At 55.2% G+C, this 16,826-nt stretch carries 13 protein-coding genes; all 13 read left to right on the forward strand.

The window, feature by feature from the left end:
- The first annotated feature begins 30 nt into the window (after positions 1–30).
- The 13 genes from PBOR_RS07620 (at position 31) to PBOR_RS07680 (ending at position 16,553) form a co-directional block, all read left to right on the forward strand.
- Complete coding sequence (locus PBOR_RS07620; protein ID WP_042211153.1) at positions 31–1,290, forward strand: amidase family protein; 1,260 nt, start codon at positions 31–33, stop codon at positions 1,288–1,290.
- A gap of 643 nt (positions 1,291–1,933) precedes the next feature.
- Positions 1,934–3,508, forward strand: a complete 1,575-nt coding sequence (locus PBOR_RS07625) for a PucR family transcriptional regulator (RefSeq protein ID WP_042211154.1) — start codon at positions 1,934–1,936, stop codon at positions 3,506–3,508.
- Positions 3,509–3,549: 41 nt separating this feature from the next.
- Positions 3,550–4,173: an NTP transferase domain-containing protein gene (locus PBOR_RS35310; protein ID WP_052429368.1), complete on the forward strand. Its 624-nt coding sequence runs from the start codon at positions 3,550–3,552 to the stop codon at positions 4,171–4,173.
- Positions 4,174–4,391: 218 nt separating this feature from the next.
- The gene (locus PBOR_RS07635) at positions 4,392–5,564 is read left to right on the forward strand and encodes a BMP family ABC transporter substrate-binding protein (protein WP_042211155.1); all 1,173 of its coding nucleotides are present in this window, start codon (positions 4,392–4,394) and stop codon (positions 5,562–5,564) included.
- Positions 5,565–5,671: 107 nt separating this feature from the next.
- A complete protein-coding gene (locus PBOR_RS07640) occupies positions 5,672–7,204 on the forward strand; it encodes an ABC transporter ATP-binding protein (RefSeq protein ID WP_042211156.1) in 1,533 nt (510 codons plus the stop codon).
- Positions 7,201–8,316 carry an ABC transporter permease gene (locus PBOR_RS07645; protein ID WP_099052449.1) on the forward strand — a complete coding sequence of 372 codons (1,116 nt, stop codon included), beginning with the start codon at positions 7,201–7,203 and terminating at the stop codon, positions 8,314–8,316. Before PBOR_RS07640 ends, PBOR_RS07645 begins: the two co-directional genes overlap by 4 nt.
- Positions 8,317–8,345: 29 nt before the next feature.
- Positions 8,346–9,275 (forward strand): ABC transporter permease, encoded by a 930-nt coding sequence (locus PBOR_RS07650; protein WP_039301426.1) that lies wholly within the window; start codon positions 8,346–8,348, stop codon positions 9,273–9,275.
- Between the two features lie 244 nt (positions 9,276–9,519).
- On the forward strand, positions 9,520–10,038 hold the full coding sequence (gene uraD / locus PBOR_RS07655; RefSeq protein ID WP_042211157.1) for a 2-oxo-4-hydroxy-4-carboxy-5-ureidoimidazoline decarboxylase: 519 nt from the start codon (positions 9,520–9,522) through the stop codon (positions 10,036–10,038).
- Positions 10,039–10,173: 135 nt separating this feature from the next.
- The gene (uraH, locus tag PBOR_RS07660) at positions 10,174–10,551 is read left to right on the forward strand and encodes a hydroxyisourate hydrolase (RefSeq protein WP_042211158.1); all 378 of its coding nucleotides are present in this window, start codon (positions 10,174–10,176) and stop codon (positions 10,549–10,551) included.
- A 56-nt stretch (positions 10,552–10,607) separates the two neighbouring features.
- Positions 10,608–12,002 carry an allantoinase gene (locus tag PBOR_RS07665; RefSeq protein WP_042211159.1) on the forward strand — a complete coding sequence of 465 codons (1,395 nt, stop codon included), beginning with the start codon at positions 10,608–10,610 and terminating at the stop codon, positions 12,000–12,002.
- Positions 11,966–13,300, forward strand: coding sequence for a Zn-dependent hydrolase (locus PBOR_RS07670; RefSeq protein WP_052429369.1), 1,335 nt, complete (start codon positions 11,966–11,968; stop codon positions 13,298–13,300). The genes PBOR_RS07665 and PBOR_RS07670 overlap by 37 nt, the downstream gene beginning before the upstream one ends.
- Positions 13,301–13,365: 65 nt before the next feature.
- The gene (locus PBOR_RS07675; protein WP_042219083.1) at positions 13,366–14,598 is read left to right on the forward strand and encodes a pyridoxal-phosphate-dependent aminotransferase family protein; all 1,233 of its coding nucleotides are present in this window, start codon (positions 13,366–13,368) and stop codon (positions 14,596–14,598) included.
- Positions 14,599–14,744: 146 nt separating this feature from the next.
- On the forward strand, positions 14,745–16,553 hold the full coding sequence (locus tag PBOR_RS07680) for an adenine deaminase (RefSeq protein ID WP_425415517.1): 1,809 nt from the start codon (positions 14,745–14,747) through the stop codon (positions 16,551–16,553).
- Positions 16,554–16,826 lie beyond the last annotated feature (273 nt).

The raw sequence follows: 16,826 nt of genomic DNA on the forward strand, positions 1-16,826 counted from the left end.
GGTCCGTCCGGGGAGAAAGGTGGGAACAACATGGCTCTACATAATCATCACGGTGCGTTCAGGGTTCCGGAGCTTGAGATTCCCGGCTGCGGACCCGGAACTCTGAAGGGCTTAAGCTTCACGGTTAAAGATGTATTCGCGGTGGCCGGACACCGTTCTTCCGCCGGCAACCCGGACTGGCTGCGCAGCCATGAACCGGCTTCTGCCCATGCACCGGCTGTGGGCAGGCTGCTGCAGGCCGGAGCCGCGCTGCGCGGGGCGGCTCATACCGATGAGCTGATGTACAGCCTGGGCGGCGAGAATTATCACTACGGCACGCCGGTGAATCCGCACGGGGAGGGCCGGATTCCCGGCGGCTCATCCAGCGGCTCAGCGGTGGCGGTGGCTTCAGGCAGTGTGGATTTTGCCTTGGGCACAGATACCGGAGGCTCTATTCGTGTCCCTTCCGCATATTGCGGCGTATTCGGCTTTCGTCCAACTCATGGAGTAGTGGATATAGAGGGAGTAATTCCGCTGGCTCCGGGTTTTGATACAGTAGGGTGGATCGCAGGCAGCACGGAACTGCTGCTGAAGGTTGGCCGGGTCCTGCTCGGAACTGCGGACGGCAATGAAGATACAGACTGGGATCGCAATATGGATCAGGCTAGGGATCATAACAAGGCAAAGCATAGGCAACAGCATAAGCGACAGCGTATGATGTCCACCATGTTCATCCCGCCGGAATGCTGGTCATTAGCCGGACAAGAGTGTGGCGGCTATCTAAAGCAGGGGCTGGTTAGGCTGCAGGCAGGGGCTGCACTGCAAGCTGCCGAAATGGAGATTGCCCCAGAGGGCTTGAAGACATGGATGGATGTCTTCCGTGAGCTTCAGGGTGCCGAGATATGGGCAACGCATGGCGCGTGGATTGAGCAGGAGCGGCCGGTCTTCGGACCGGATATTGCCGCCCGGTTCAGTTGGGCGGCAGGACTTGCCGGAGCGGATCACAGCGGGGCCCGTTCCTTGCGCAGAGAGATCACGGAACGGCTGCGGACGCTGCTCGGGAATGACGGCTGTCTCGTCATTCCGACCGTGCCCGGCCCGGCACCGCTGCGCGGCGGAGAACCGGCGCAGCTGGAGCTGAACCGCAGCGGAGCCATGATGCTCAGCTGCATTGCCGGACTGGCCGGGCTGCCGCAGGTTACGCTGCCGGTGGCCGGTCCCGGCGGCCTGCCGCTTGGATTGTCCGTTATCGGCGGGCATGGGCAGGATCTCGAACTCCTGGAATGGGTGCAGGAGACATGGAAGCAGTGATACGCTGAGTACCGGGAAGAGAGTAAGAGAGTAAAAGGAAGAATGTGCTGACCATGTGGACGAAACTTGAGCAAACGGGTAGCCGCAGAATGGAACGGACTCAGGAGCCCTTATACTCTGATTTGGAGCTCAAAATGAGGAGAAAGTGGTTACTTAACGGCATCTGTGTCCGCATAACCTGTGAAATGCTGTAATCCGTCCCGATAAAGGCTCTCCAGTCCGTAACGCTTCACGGCTATCGGTTCAGACCCTTCAGCTGATTGGCCAAACCGGTGCTATTGCCGCCGGATCGTCCTGGAGGCAACGCCAGCTGCTGCGTACAGCCCAAACATAAGCCATATTAATATGACACTAAACTCAGCAAGCTCTAGTTCTCCCTGCACGGAGAATCAGGGCTTTTTTCACATATTGAACATCCTATCAAAATCTTTACTGAGGCCTTACAGATTGCCATTCACCGATAATTTGTTTTTTCACCAGCAACCCAATCGTTAAAATTCTGTGACATGCGTAATATTACCTTACATAACAGGTTTATATTTTCACATTTCTCTTTCCATGAAGGGTCATTTTATCTATAATGTTACATAAAGTAACATAAAGAAGAATTGAAAAAAGATGAACTTATAGAAGGAGGGATGGCATGCATCTTACGGTTGAAGAAGCGTTGTCCATTTATCCTTTATCTGAAGCAAGACTCATTGCAGGTTCCAAGGGGAAACACAGGATTGTCAAATCCATCAACGTGATGGATGCCCCGGATATTTCGGATTGGATCAAAGAAGGGGAGATGCTGCTGACTACTGCCTATTTGATCAAAGACAGCCTGGAGGATGCCTCGGCACTGCTGCAGACGCTGAACCGGCGCGGATCGGCAGGTCTTGGCATTAAACTGGGCCGTTTCTGGGACGCTGTGCCGGAGAAGCTGATTGCCGAAGCGGAAACGCTGAATTTCCCGCTGATCGAACTGCCGTTCCAATTCACCTTCTCCGATCAGATGAACGGCTTGTTCCGTGCCGAGCTCTCGCGCAGCACAAGTGTGCTGCAGGGCATTATGGAGAAGCAGCGCAAGCTGATGCGCTTTGCCCTGCGTTCCGGGCGCAGCCGTCCGCTGCTCGACTCCGTATCTGAGGTTATCGGTTATCCTCTGGCAGTCATCGGCGCCCGGGGAGCGGTCTTATTTAATAATTCTGACTATCCGGAGGCAGAGCTGCTGGAAGGCAGGCCCTGGCAGAACCGGAACCAGCGCGTGCGCATCGGCGAAAGCTCCGGATACCGGATTCCTCTAATGCAAGGCGAGAAATGCTCGGGTTACCTTGTATATTGTGATATTGATCCTTTACTCCTGCCGGTAGAGGAGAGTCTGTTTATCCAGGGTGCTGAACTTATTTCATATCATATCCATGCCGGCTTTGAGGATTATTTCGAGCATGCCGAGCACAGGGAATTCAGCGGGCTGCTGCGGCGCTGCCTGAATGACGGGCTGTCGTGTGCAGAGCTGTCCCAGGCGGCGATTAAGCTGGAAGTACACTTGCTGCAAGCCCCGTTCCAGCTTCTGCTAACCGACGTGGCTGCTGGAGGAGAAGCAAGGCAGGCAGAACTGCTGCGCCTGAAAGAGGAATATCTGGAGCATCCGGTGCTGCATGGGCTGCAGGCGATTCATCTGATTATGGAAGAGGGATTGCTGTCGCTCTATCCGGCAGCGCCGTATACTCCGGAGCAGTTCCGGGAGCTGGTTAATGAATGTTTTCACAATCTAAAGTTTGATAAAGGCTATTTTCCGCGGGCCGCTGTCAGCGGGGTGAAGGTGAAGCCGGAAGGGCTGAAAGAAGCTTTTGGCGAGATCAAGGAATGTATGGGGATGGTCCAGCAATGGGGAGCGCACGGAAATGTGGTGCATTACCGGCAGCTTGAACTCCATTTGCTGCTGAATCAGATCCCGGCGGAGACGATGGAGAGATACTGCACCGGCAGTCTGCGCGGTCTGCTCAGCCGTGAGCCGGAATACGTCAAGGAAATGCTCCATACGCTGGAGGTCTATCTGGATAACGACGGGCATGTGAATGAAACCGCCAAGAAACTGTTTATTCACCGCAATACCGCCACTTACCGGATAGAGAAGCTTAGTGAACTGCTGGATGTCGATTTCAAGAAAATCAATGATCTCATGAGGCTGAAGCTGGTATTCCTGTTCCGCAGAATGCTGGAACGTGAATAGCTGGATTTGCCTCAGCAAATTACGGGAAGGAGTGAACGCGCTTGAAAGTAGCCGGAATCTATCTGGCGGCAAGCCGGAGTAAAGGGGCGGCCGCCTCTAGCGGTTCTCTGAAGCAGCCGGGTGGAATACCCGCGGGAGCAGCCACGCTAAGTGAGCTGGAGAGATGCGGGCTTGATCCGCTGATTGTGGTGGTCCGGGCGGATGATCCTCTGAAATGGATGCCGCCAGCCGTTAGTCCTCAGAGCAGCAGACGTACGGAGACTTGCCTGACGGCTCATTTAGGGCTGTCCTTCTCTCTCCGCTGCGGTCTCAATGCCATTTCATCCCTGCAGCCGGATGCCGTAGTCATCGCTCTTGCGGATCAGCCGTTCATTCCTGCGGCGCTGGTGAACCGGCTGACGGATGCCTTTGCGCATAATCCAGGACTCGACTATGTAGCAAGCGTAAATGAAAGCATGATGATTCCCCCTGTTTTATTCGCGAAATCTGTGTTTCCGGAGCTTCAGGCACTGGACAGCGATAGGGGGTTAGGTGATATTTTTCGTTCTCCGGACTACAAGGGAATGATACTGCAGAGTGATTCCGGCCGGAATTTCATGGATGTTGAACAATCGGGCAAATTCGGGGAGCTGCGCAGGGAATGGAGCGTGCAGAGGGACAACTGACAGCAAAATCGCTATTTTCCAAAATTATGTTAGGGAATATCACATATTTTAAGCATAATTCAAGGTATCCTAGTGCATTGAACACAAAAACGACAGGTATTCTTATAAAATGACACAAAGCTATGTTATATAATTTTACGTAACTGCTGTGTCTCAGTATAGTAGAGATACATTAATGGCTATAGCCATTAGGAGAGATATCCTGGAGGAGGAGAATTATGAAAAGAAGGGGTCAGGGATTTAAATTCAGTCTGGTAACCATGTTCCTGTTAGCGGTGGTTCTGACGGGGTGCGGCAACAACAATACGGCATCGAACACGAACGCGGCGGCCACTGAGGCACCTGCGGCAACGAATGCAGCAGCCACCGAGGCAGCAGCAACAACAGAGCCGGCAGCAGAGAAGCCGACGGTTGCATTTGTCTATATCGGGCCTCCGGGTGACGGCGGATATACGTATCAGCATGATCAAGGCCGTCTGTACATGGAGAAGGAACTGGGCATCAAAGCCGATTTCGTGGAAAATGTACCGGAAAGCGCCGATGCTGAACGCATCATCACTGAACTTGCCCAGAACCATGACATTGTCTTCACTACAAGCTTCGGGTATATGGATTTCACACTGAACGTAGCCAGTAAATTCCCTAACGTGAAGTTCCTTCATGCCTCCGGTTACAAAACAGCCGATAACATGGGTACTTACTTCGGCAAAAACTATCAGGCAAGTTATCTGTCCGGTATCGCGGCAGGCAAAATGACTACGAAGAATCATCTTGGTTATGTTGGAGCCTTCCCGATCAGCGAAGTTATTTATAACCTAAATGCTTTTACCCTGGGAGCGCAAAGGGTAAACCCTGATGTGAAAGTGGATGTAGTATGGACCAATACCTGGTATGACCCTGCGACTGAACGTCAGGCGGCAATCAGCCTGCTCGATAAAGGTGCAGATGTCCTGCTGGCTTATCAGGATTCACCGGCTACGCTGCAGGCTGCTGCAGAACGCGGAGCTTTTGCCGGAGGAAATGACTCTGACATGAGCAAATATGCACCAGACAACTATTTGACCAACCCTGTATGGAACTGGGGCCCTTATTATGTAAAAGCTGTTCAGTCCGTAATGGATGGAACGTGGAAGAGCGAGCAATACTCCGGTGACATGGCAGATGGTATGGTTGAGCTTGCACCGTTCGGCAACAAGGTTCCGGATGATGTGAAGCAATTAGTGGAAGATGCCAAAGCCAAGATCATCAGCGGTGAGCTGGATGTATTCACCGGCCCGATTTCGGACAACAAAGGAAATGTAGTGGTTCAAGACGGCCAAAAGCTGACACTTGAAGAAGTGCTTTCCATGAACTGGCTGGTTAAAGGTGTAGAAGGTACCATCCCGCAATAATGGCAGTTTTGTAATTGAATACAGCACGGCCTTATGGGTGGGGCGGGTTCCGTATGTCGGAATCTTCCCCACCCGTACTACAACTATAAGGAAAGGAGCGTCCCACAATGCAGGACCATTCGGTTGAAATGCGCGGGATAGTGAAGAAGTTCGGTTCTGTAACGGCCAGCGATCAAGTCGATTTTTCGGCAAATGCGGGTGAGATTCACGCGCTGCTTGGGGAGAACGGAGCAGGAAAAAGCACAGTCATGAGTATGCTGTCAGGTGTGTACAGGGCGGATGCGGGGGACATCCTCATTCATGGCAAACCAGCCAAGATCCGTTCCCCGAAAGATGCGGCACTCCTCGGGGTAGGCATGGTATTTCAGAACTTCAGACTGGTGCAAAGTCTCACGGCAGCGGAGAACATCGTGCTTGGCGAAAAGTCGTCTTTCTGGCGTGGCAGCAAGTGGATTAAGAACAAACACGAAGAGATCGAGGCGCTGGGTGAACGGTTTGGCCTCAAATTCCCGGTTGACCGGCCGATCTGGCAGTTGTCTGTCGGTGAACAGCAGCGTGTTGAAATCGTCAAAACACTGTACCGCGGGGCAGATATCATTATTCTCGACGAGCCGACCTCGGTGCTGACGCCGGGAGAAGCCGAGCAGTTATTCGAAACCCTCCAGGTGATGAAGCAGACAGGGAAGACGGTGATCATGACGACTCACAAAATGAAGGAAGTCATGGCCTCCTCCGACCGGATCTCGGTGATGCGCAAAGGGAAAATGATTGCCACTCTGGCAACAGCAGAGACGGATGAGCTGGAACTGGCCCGGCTGATGGTGGGCCGGGAAGTCACGATCAGCCGTCAGGAGCGCGAGGCTACGGCAGGGGAACCGTTGCTGGTTGTTAAGGACCTGGATGTTGCTGCCGATCACGGGCGCAAAGCGCTGGATGCCCTGTCGCTCACCGTATGTGAAGGCGAGATCGTTGGGGTGGCCGGTGTGGCCGGCAACGGGCAGAAGGAATTGGCTGAGGTGCTGACCGGACTTAGAACGTGGAAGACAGGCGAGATTATCTTCGACGGCAGTCCCGTCAGAACAGCTTCGGTAAGAGGTGCCATTGACTCGGGGATCTCGCATGTGCCGGAGAACCGGATGAAGAGCGGCCTTGCCGGGCGTCTGGGCTCGGTCGACAACCTGCTGTTCAAGTCTTACCGCAGTGAGGAGCATTCGAAATTCGGCTTCCTGAAGGCTGCGAAGAACCGTTCCTGGTCACAGGAGCTGGTCCGCCGCTTCAACGTGAAGACTCCGGAGCTGGATACCCCGGTGCAGCAGCTGTCGGGCGGGAACCAGCAGAAGCTGCTCTTTGCCCGCGAGGTCAGCCACCAGCCGAAGCTGATGGTTGCCGTCCATCCGACCCAGGGGCTGGATGTGGGAGCAACGGCAGGTGTTCATGAACTGCTGATGGAGCTGCGGAGCTCCGGCAGCGGCGTGCTGCTGATCTCCGAGGATCTGGATGAGCTGCTGCAATTGTCTGACCGCATTCTGGTTATTTACAACGGTTCAATTATAGGTGAGAGCGATCATGAGCATGCGGACCGGGAACAAATCGGACTGATGATGGCTGGAATCCGGAACGTGGAGGGAAGCGCCGTATGAGTCCGAATACTGGAAGCAATGCTGCAGTGCTGGAACCCTCACCGGGCAAAAGCGGGAAATGGTACTCCCTCAGGCTGGAATATGATTCAAGCCGTACCCGTTCACCATGGTGGACACCTATTCTGTCGGTTATTCTGGCGCTCTTGCTCTGTGCAGTATTTATTGCCGCCAATGGCATGAGTCCGCTTGTGGTATACGAAAAAATGTTCCGCGGAGCCTTCGGAACGTCCTATGGCTTCACGGAAACGATGGTTAAAGCCATCCCGCTGCTGCTCTGCGGACTCGGTATTGCGGTGGCTTACCGGATTTCCGTCTGGAATATCGGGGCGGAAGGCCAGCTGACTGTAGGTGCTATGGCGGCTACAGCGGTTACGATTTATTTCCCTGATCTGTCTTCGTTCTGGTCGATCACGCTGATGCTGGTGTTCGGAACGGCTGCGGGGGCGCTTTGGGGCCTGATGACCGCCGTTCCGCGGACGCATTTCGGTGTTAACGAGCTGATAACGTCCCTGATGCTGAACTATGTGGCTTTGCTGGCTCTGGATTATGTAGTCTTCGGCCCCTGGAAAGACCCTAAGGGCTTCAACTTCCCGGGTTCGCCGATGTTCACGGCTGCCCAGTCGCTGCCGGTACTTGGCAGCACACGGCTGCATATCGGGCTGATCTTCGGTCTGGTGGCTGTACTTATTTATTATCTGATGATCAAATTTACCCGCTGGGGATATGAGCTGCGCCTGATCGGTGCCAACCCTACTGCTGCCCGCTATGCGGGGATTCATATCAAGAAACATATCATCATCGTCATGCTGATCAGCGGCGGTCTCGCCGGCATTGCCGGAATGGCTGAGGTCTCAGGGGTTACACATAAGCTGATGCAGGGGATATCACCCGGTTATGGCTATACGGCAATCATCGTGGCTTGGCTTGCTAAGCTGAACCCGCTTGGTCTGATTGTCACTTCCATTCTGTTCGGCGGCCTGATCGTCGGCGGGTATAGTGTACAGACCATCGGACTGCCTTCGTCCATATCGGAAATGCTGCAGGGTGCGATCCTGTTCTTCCTGATTGCCGGCGACATGATTCACCGTTTCCGCATCCGCCGGAGCGCATAACAGCATTCGCTATAGAAGGGAGTTTACCCATGGATTTCACAACACAGTTATTAATAGCCGCCATATCCGCCGGAACACCGCTGCTGCTGGCTACTCTGGGAGGCATTCTGACCGAACGGGCCGGAATTATCCAACTCGGCGCGGAAGGGCTGATGCTGATGGGGGCGGTGACGACCTGTATCGTCTACATCCGCAGCGGGAATCTTATCCTGGCTCTGCTCGCAGCCGTAGCTATTACTGCGCTTCTGGGTATGGTGCATTCCTTCCTTACAGTCACCCTCCGGGCGAACCAGACGATGTCAGGTCTTGCCATGACACTGTTCGGCAGCGGGCTCAGCGCCTATCTCGGCAAGTCGATCAGCGGCATTCCGCTTCCGGGCACTTCACCCAAGCTGGATCTCGGAGCGCTGAAGTCGGTTCCGGTGATCGGGGATATTTTTGGCCGGATGGATTATCTGACCTGGTTCAGCCTGCTGCTGGTACTGGTACTGCATCTGTTGATCCACCATACCTCATGGGGCCTTCATCTGCGGGCAGTCGGAGACAATCCGGCTACTGCGGACGTCATGGGTATCCGTGTACAGCTGATCCGCTATAGCTACGTTACAGCCGGAGCTGCACTCATCGGTCTTGCCGGGGCAGACATGGTGCTGGCCTATGCACCGACCTGGAATGAAGGCCTTACGGCCGGAAGAGGCTGGATAGCCGTCGGGCTGGTTATTTTCGCCAGATGGAATCCGCTGCGCGCGCTCTTCTGCGCATACTTCTTCGGAGCACTCGATTCACTGGGCTTCCGTATACAGCTGCTGGGCAGTGTAGTGCCGTCTTATTTTCTCAAAATGATTCCTTATGTCGTTACGATCCTGGTCCTGATGTATCTGGGATACCGTAACCGCAACAAGCCTTCCGGAACGCCGGAATCGCTGGGAACCCCTTATGTCCGTGAACAGCGGTTCTGAGCTGACGCCTGACGCTTAGAAGGTAGTATAATCAGAATGTATAGATACAGATTTGCAGAGTGCAGGGCACGATACACGGTCCATTTCATGCAGTTCGAACATCTTAAATCACTGAGAGATCGGCGAGATCGGCGCTTCAGGTGCTGATGGCAAAGTAGATGGCTTGAATGCGGAAATGGGCTTTTTTTACCCAAAATAATGTTTGAATTTAAACTATGCAAATTAGATGGATGGAGGCGGGGCAATGAATACACCAGCGGATATTGTGACACTGGCGCAGATCAACAGCATGGAACAACCGGAATTCGTAGAGAGCCTTGGGGGGATATTCGAACATTCGCCCTGGGTTGCGGAAGGCGCATATGGTGAGCGGCCTTTTGAATCTGTGCAGCATTTGCATGACAGTATGGTGGAAACGGCGCGGAATGCGGATCATAGCCGGATACTTGCTCTGCTTAGAGCCCACCCTGATCTGGCCACAAGGCTGCAGGTCACTCCGCTATCGGCGGCAGAGCAGCAGGGGGCCGGGCTGGACCGGCTGACGCCTGAAGAATTCAAGCAGCTTACGGAGCTGAATGCCGCCTATACAGAGAAATTCCAGTTCCCGTTCATTCTGGCTGTGCGCGGCAAAAATAAAGATGACATCATTAATGCCATCCGTGACCGGGTGGATCGCAGCTTGGAGGAAGAATGGGATCAGGCGCTGCTGGAGATAGGTAAGATTACCCGCTTCCGGCTGGAGGATCTGCTGGCGGAGGAATAGAATACGATAAATATTGAATAAGCTGGAGGTGTCGCTCGTGCCTAGAAATATAGATGTGATTGTAAAATGGAGATGCGCGGCTGCCGGGGACGGAAGATGGATGAATGCTCATACCCGGCATGGAGATACAAGATTATGAGCGGGCGGTTGACGACTCACGTGCTGGATCTGTCGCAAGGGAAGCCTGCTGCCGGAATGTCGCTTCAGCTATGGGAATTCGGTGCCGGGGTGCCCAAGCTCTTACGCCAGGCGGTCACGAACAGTGACGGCAGGCTGGATGCCCCGCTGCTGGCCGGTGAAGAATTGCTGCCCGGAAGTTACGAGCTGGTCTTCATGGCCGGTGATTACTTCAGGGGGGCTCAGGCGGCGGCTGGCGGTGAGCCGGGAAGCAGGACCAGCAACATGTTCCTTGAACACATTCCGATCCGCTTCAATATTCTGGACCCTGCAGAGCATTATCATGTACCGCTGCTGGTTGCGCCGGGAGGGTACAGCACATACCGAGGCAGTTAAATGTACCGATGTTAAATGTAGCATACCTATACGTATAGACCGGAGGTGACACTTTCATGGAGGAATCCTATGAGCTTATTATCAGGAACGGGGATGTTGTACTCCCTGGAGAAGTCCGCAAGCTGGATATCGGTGTGAAGGACGGCAGAATAGCTGCTCTGGGTGAAGCACTTCAGGGTTCGCCTAATACCGCAATTATTGATGCAGCAGGACAATATGTGCTCCCCGGTATGATAGATATGCATGTTCATTTCAATGAGCCGGCATTCGGCCATTGGGAAGGCTTCCGCAGCGGATCGGCTTCCCTTGCCGCAGGAGGCTGTACCTGTTACGCGGATATGCCGCTGAATGGTAACCCGCCGACAGTAAATATAGAAGCGCTCCGCATGAAGACTGAAGCTGCAGCCGGGAATTCGGCGGTGGATTATGTCCTGTGGGGCGGACTCGTGCCGGGCAATCTGGAGGATCTGGAAGAGCTGGCGGCTGCGGGGGTTACCGGCTTCAAGGCGTTTATCTCTAATCCCGGCGGTGAAGGCGAAGGCCGGTTCCGCGAGGTGGATGATGACACCCTGTATCAGGGGATGGTCCGCATCGCCGCAATCGGCGGCATTCTCGCCCTGCATGCGGAGAGTGAAGAGATGACCTCGGCGCTAGGCGTGGCTGCACTCCGCGAAGGGCGCAGCAGTGCGCGTGATTTCGCCGCTTCCCGCCCGCCGGAAGCGGAGCTGGAGGCTGTTGCCCGGGCGCTGCTGTATAGCGAACGGACCGGCTGCCGGCTGCATTTCGTGCATATCAGCACCTCCGCAGCCCTCGAGATGATTCACGGGGCCAAGAAGCGGGGGCTGGATGTGACGGCGGAGACCTGCCCCCATTATCTGATTCTGAATGAGGACAGTATGGAGGAACTGGGGCCACTGGCGAAATGTGCTCCCCCGCTGCGAAGTAGTGAGGAGCGGGAACAGCTGTGGTCTGCGCTGGCGGCGGGCAAGGTGGATCTGATTGCTTCGGATCATTCCCCATGTCCGGCGGAACTGAAGCTGGCACCCGGCCTGTCTTTTTTTGAAGCCTGGGGCGGAATCTCTGGAGCGCAGAGCAGTCTGGAGCTGATGTTTCATGCAGGTGTACGGGTGCGCGGCCTGCCGGTCACTCAGATTTCCGCGCTGCTGTCGGAGCTGCCTGCCCGGCGGTTCGGGCTGGAGCAGCGCAAAGGCTCCATCGCACCGGGGCTGGATGCCGATCTGGTGCTGCTGGACCCGAATACAAACTATACACTGCAGGCGGACGATTTATTCTACCGCCACAAGCATAGCCCTTATGTCGGAATGACCTTATCCTGCAAGGTAACGACAACCCTCAGCCGCGGCAATGTGGTCTATACGGCCGGGGATGGTATTGTTGCAGCGGATGGCGGTGAATGGCTGCGGATCTCCAGCCGCCAGCCGGCCCGATGAAGCAGCCGGTCCGGCATGTTCCAGCCGGAGAGATGCTGAAGCTGCTTGATGAACTAGCAGCCTTCAGTGCTCCCGGGCCGGGAGTTACCCGGCTGCTGTACACGCCGGAGTGGTACCGGGTCCAGCATTTTTTGCAGGAGAGAATGGCCGGACTCGGGCTTGAGGTCAGAGCGGATGAGGTCGGGAATGTATTCGGCAGGCTGACCGGATCAAAGGTCACGGATAAAGTCATCCTCACCGGCTCACATATCGATACGGTGGTGAGCGGCGGAAGGTATGACGGTGCCTACGGAGTAGCCGCTGCCGTCACTGCACTCCATTACTTGCAGATGACCTTCGGCCAGCCGCTGCGGACTCTGGAGGTGGTGTCCTTTTGCGAGGAGGAGGGCAGCCGCTTTCCGCTGACGTTCTGGGGTTCGGGCAATGTTACCGGACTGTACGACGGGAGTGAGCGTGAGAATTGTGCTGACGCCGAAGGGGTAACGCTCGGGGCGGCGATGGCTGCCTGCGGTCTGGGGGGCAGCATTGAAGCCTCCGGAGCAGGCGATTATAATACTTCAGAGAGTGGCGGCACTGCCTTCTTACACAGTCCGGTCCGCAATGATATTGCCGCCTACATTGAACTGCATATTGAACAGGGCATTATTCTGGAGCGGTCGTCCCTGGAGATCGGTGTAGTGCAGGCGATCGCCGGCCAGCGGCGGTACAGGGTCAAGGTGTGCGGGACAGCCAATCATGCCGGAACAACGCCGATGGGGCTCAGACAGGATGCGCTGGCTGGCAGTGCAGAGATGCTGCTGGCGCTGGAGCGTTCCGCTGTGGCGGAAGGGGATCCGCTGGTGGCTACAACGGGCAGGCTTGAAGTCTATCCGGGTACGCCGAATGTCATTCCGGGAGAAGTGCAGTTTACGCTGGATATCCGGCATAGTGAAGCCGTGATGCTGGAGCGCTTTTGCTCAAGGATGCTTGATGAATTCGCAGACATTGCCGGAAGGCGCGGTCTGATTCTGGAATTGCTGCCACAGCTGGCTACCACTCCTGCGCCTATGGATACAGAGCTGTGCATGTTGCTGGAACAAATCTGCCAGGAACAGGGGCGATCGTACCGGAGCATGGTCAGCGGCGCGGGGCATGATACCCAGCTGTTCGCGCCACGCTGCCCGTCGGCTATGATATTTGTGCCCAGCCGGGGAGGGATCAGCCATTCGCCTGATGAATATACGTCACCGGAAGAGCTGGCAGCGGGACTGGGAGTATTGACGGCTATCTTATATAAATTAGCCTATACAGAGAACTGAAGATTAAGGGTTCTAAAGATTCAGGAGATACAGGAGATTGAGAGAGAGAAGAGAGGGAGAGAATGATGAAGCGCTACGAAGATTTGTCACCATCCTTGCGGTGTATTATGACACCGGGGCCGGTGGAGGTTGATCCGCGGGTGCTGCGGGCCATGTCTTATCCGGTACTGGGTCAATTCGATCCTGAATTCACGGATATTATGAATGAGACGATGGAGATGCTGCGGGAGCTGTTTGCCACAGGCAATAAGTGGGCCTATCCGGTGGACGGCACATCGCGCTCCGGAATTGAAGCGGTGATGGTCAGTTTGATTGCTCCGGGAGACCGGGTGCTGATTCCGGTCTTCGGACGGTTTGGCCATCTGCTGCATGAGATTGCCGAGCGCTGCGGGGCTGAGGTATTTACGATTGAGCAGACCTGGGGCAGCGTATTTCCGCCGGAGGATGTGATTGCGGCGATCCGCAGCTTCAAGCCGGATGTGGTGGCGATCGTCCACGGGGAGACTTCCACGGGGCGTGTGCAGCCGCTAGCCGAGATCGGGCGGGCTTGCCGTGAGCAGGATGCGCTGCTGATTGTAGACGCTGTGGCAACGATTGGCGGAGTGCCTGTAGAGACGGATGCCTGGATGCTGGATGCCGTAGTCGGCGGAACGCAGAAGTGTCTGTCTGTCCCTTCGGGCATGTCTCCGGTTACGTATAATGAACGTGCTGAAGCCAAGCTGCTGAAGCGCAAACAGGTAGAACGGGGGCTTAGAACCGGCAGCGATGAGGCAAGCGAGCTGCCGGTTGTCCGCAGCAATTATTTCGACCTTGGCATGCTGCAGGATTACTGGAGCCCCCAGCGGCTGAATCACCACACGGAGATGACCTCCATGCTCTACGCTCTGCGCGAGGGGCTGCGGCTGGTGCTGGAAGAAGGGCTGGAAGCGCGGCATGTCCGGCATAGACTCCATGAGCGTGCCCTTGTAGCCGGCCTGACCGCTATGGGACTGGAGCTGTACGGCGATCCGGAGAGCAAGCTGACGGTCGTCACCTGTGTGCTTATTCCGGAGGGGATAGACGGGGAAGCAGTACGTTCCATGCTGCTGAACCATTTCGGGATAGAGATTGCGAGCTCGTTCGGTCCGTTAAAAGGCCTGATCTGGCGCATCGGCACAATGGGCTTCAGCTGCCGGGAGAATAATGTGCTGCGTCTGCTTGGAGCACTGGAGGCGGCGCTTGTACGCCACGGATTCGCAGTTTCGGCCGGCCGGGGGGTCCAGGCGGCACTTGACGTATACGAGTCAAAAGTAAGATAATCATTAAAATGTGTCAATCTGCCTGGTTTATCCCACTGGCGTTTTGTTCAAATGACGGCTTGCGACCCGTGAGGGGCGTCAGGGCCGTTTTTGCTAAATAGAATAGATATAATAAGAAACCAATGAATCGGAAGGGAGTGTGTATTATGACTTATATGAGACAACCACTCGCAGACTGCGTGCCCGGGCTTGTGGCTACAGCCCGCGGGGACCAGCCGGCTACACTGGTGATTACAGGCGGCAAACTGGTCAATGTATGCTCCGGTGAGATTCTGGATGGCATGTCTGTAGCAGTGCAGGGCGGACGCATTGCCTATGTCGGCAAGGATGTCTCGCATACGATTGGTGAGGGGACCCGGATCATTGATGCTGCAGGCAAATACATTGCCCCGGGCCTGCTTGACGGGCATTGCCACATTGAGAGTACGCAGCTGACGGTGACTGAATTTGCCCGTGCTGTGCTTCCTATGGGCACGACCGGAGGTTTCTTCGATGCCCATGAGATCGCCAATGTATTCGGGCTGAAGGGCATTAAGCTGATGCTGGATGAGATGCGCGGAACACCGCTTGCTGCCTATATGCAAGTCGCCTCCTGCGTACCTTCGGCAGGTGCCGAATTCGAAACCACAGGCGCCTCTATCGGGCCGGAGGAAGTAGCCGAGGCCTATACCTGGGGGGAGGATGTCATTGCCCTGGGCGAAGTGATGAATTTCCCCGGCGTGGTGTACAGTGATGAGAAGATGCTTGGAGAGATTCAGGCTACCCTCCGTGCAGGGCGTTATGTAGACGGTCATTTCACCTGGCCATCCGATGACTGGAGACTCCCGGTCTATGCCGCAGCGGGTGTAACCGGTGATCATGAGTGTGTGACGGCGGAGGATGTAATTGAACGTGTACGTCTCGGAATGTATGCCAAAATGCGCCGCGGCTCTGCCTGGCATGATGTGGCGAAGACCATCACCGCGCACACCGAGCATGGGCTCGACCCGCGCCGGATGATGCTGGTGACCGACGACCGCAGCTCGGAATCGCTGCGGGATGAAGGCCATATGGATTTTGTCGTGCGGCACGCCATCTCCCAGGGCCTTAAGCCGGTCACGGCTTTTCAAATGGCAACGATCAATACCGCTGAACGGTTCGGGGTGGCCCGTGATATCGGTTCAATTACTCCGGGCTCCTGTGCAGATATCATCCTGCTGGACGGCAATCTGGCGGATGTTCATATTGTCATGACAATTGTGGCTGGAGTTGTCGTAGCGGAGAACGGGATCATGACGGCTGAGCTGAATCCGTACACCTACCCGGATGAAGTACTGGCTTCCGTGCATCTGCTGCAGCCCCCGGCTCCGGAGGATTTTGTCATCCACGCACCGGTTGCAGAAGGTGTTCTGGCTACCCGTGTCATCAAAGTGATCGAGAATCATGTGGAGACCGGTGAGCTGATCATCAATCTGCCTGTCGCTGAATCCAAGCTGCAGGTCCAGGAAGGCTTGTGCAAAATCGCCGTCCTGGAGCGGCATAAGGCAACCGGCAACAAATCGGTTGGCGTGGTTGAGGGGATCGGCTTCCGCGAGCCTGCTGCGATTGCCATGACTGTAGCCCATGACAGCCATAATGTGCTGGTCATCGGCAACGATGATGTCCTCATGGCTAAGGCTGCAGGCGCAGTGGCTGAAGCTCAGGGCGGTGTGGCGGTGATTACCGCGTCCGGAACAACTCTATTCCCGCTGGCGATTGCCGGACTGATGTCGGCAGAGCCGTTTGAAATAGCTGCAGCCCAGTCAGCCGCCATCAGCAAAGCGCTGTACGATGCCGGCTGCACACTGAATTATGCTTTTATGACCTTATCCCTGCTTGCGCTGGCGGTCATTCCGACACTGCGGATTTCGGATAAAGGTCTGGTGCGGATTTCGCCGGAAGAAGGAATTCAGCTGGTTCCTTTGTTTGTGAGCTAGATATTACTATTAGAAACCGGCAAAGGACTTGCCGGACATTCATAGAAGACATCACCGGAAACGGGATGCCGCCCGCTCTTTATGGAGCCTGGGCAGCATCCCGTTTTTTGTATGTAGTCTATAAGAAGCGGAAGGTATGATTCGGTTGGGAATTACCTTTTATTGGTGAAATAATGACATTAATCCGGTATGGGGCATATAATTAACCATTTCATCACAACTAGAAACATATTTTTTAAAATTTTAATGAAAAACATTAACAAAAGGTGAGAA

Source organism: Paenibacillus borealis (assembly GCF_000758665.1).
In the GTDB taxonomy this organism is placed as follows: domain Bacteria; phylum Bacillota; class Bacilli; order Paenibacillales; family Paenibacillaceae; genus Paenibacillus_AQ; species Paenibacillus_AQ borealis.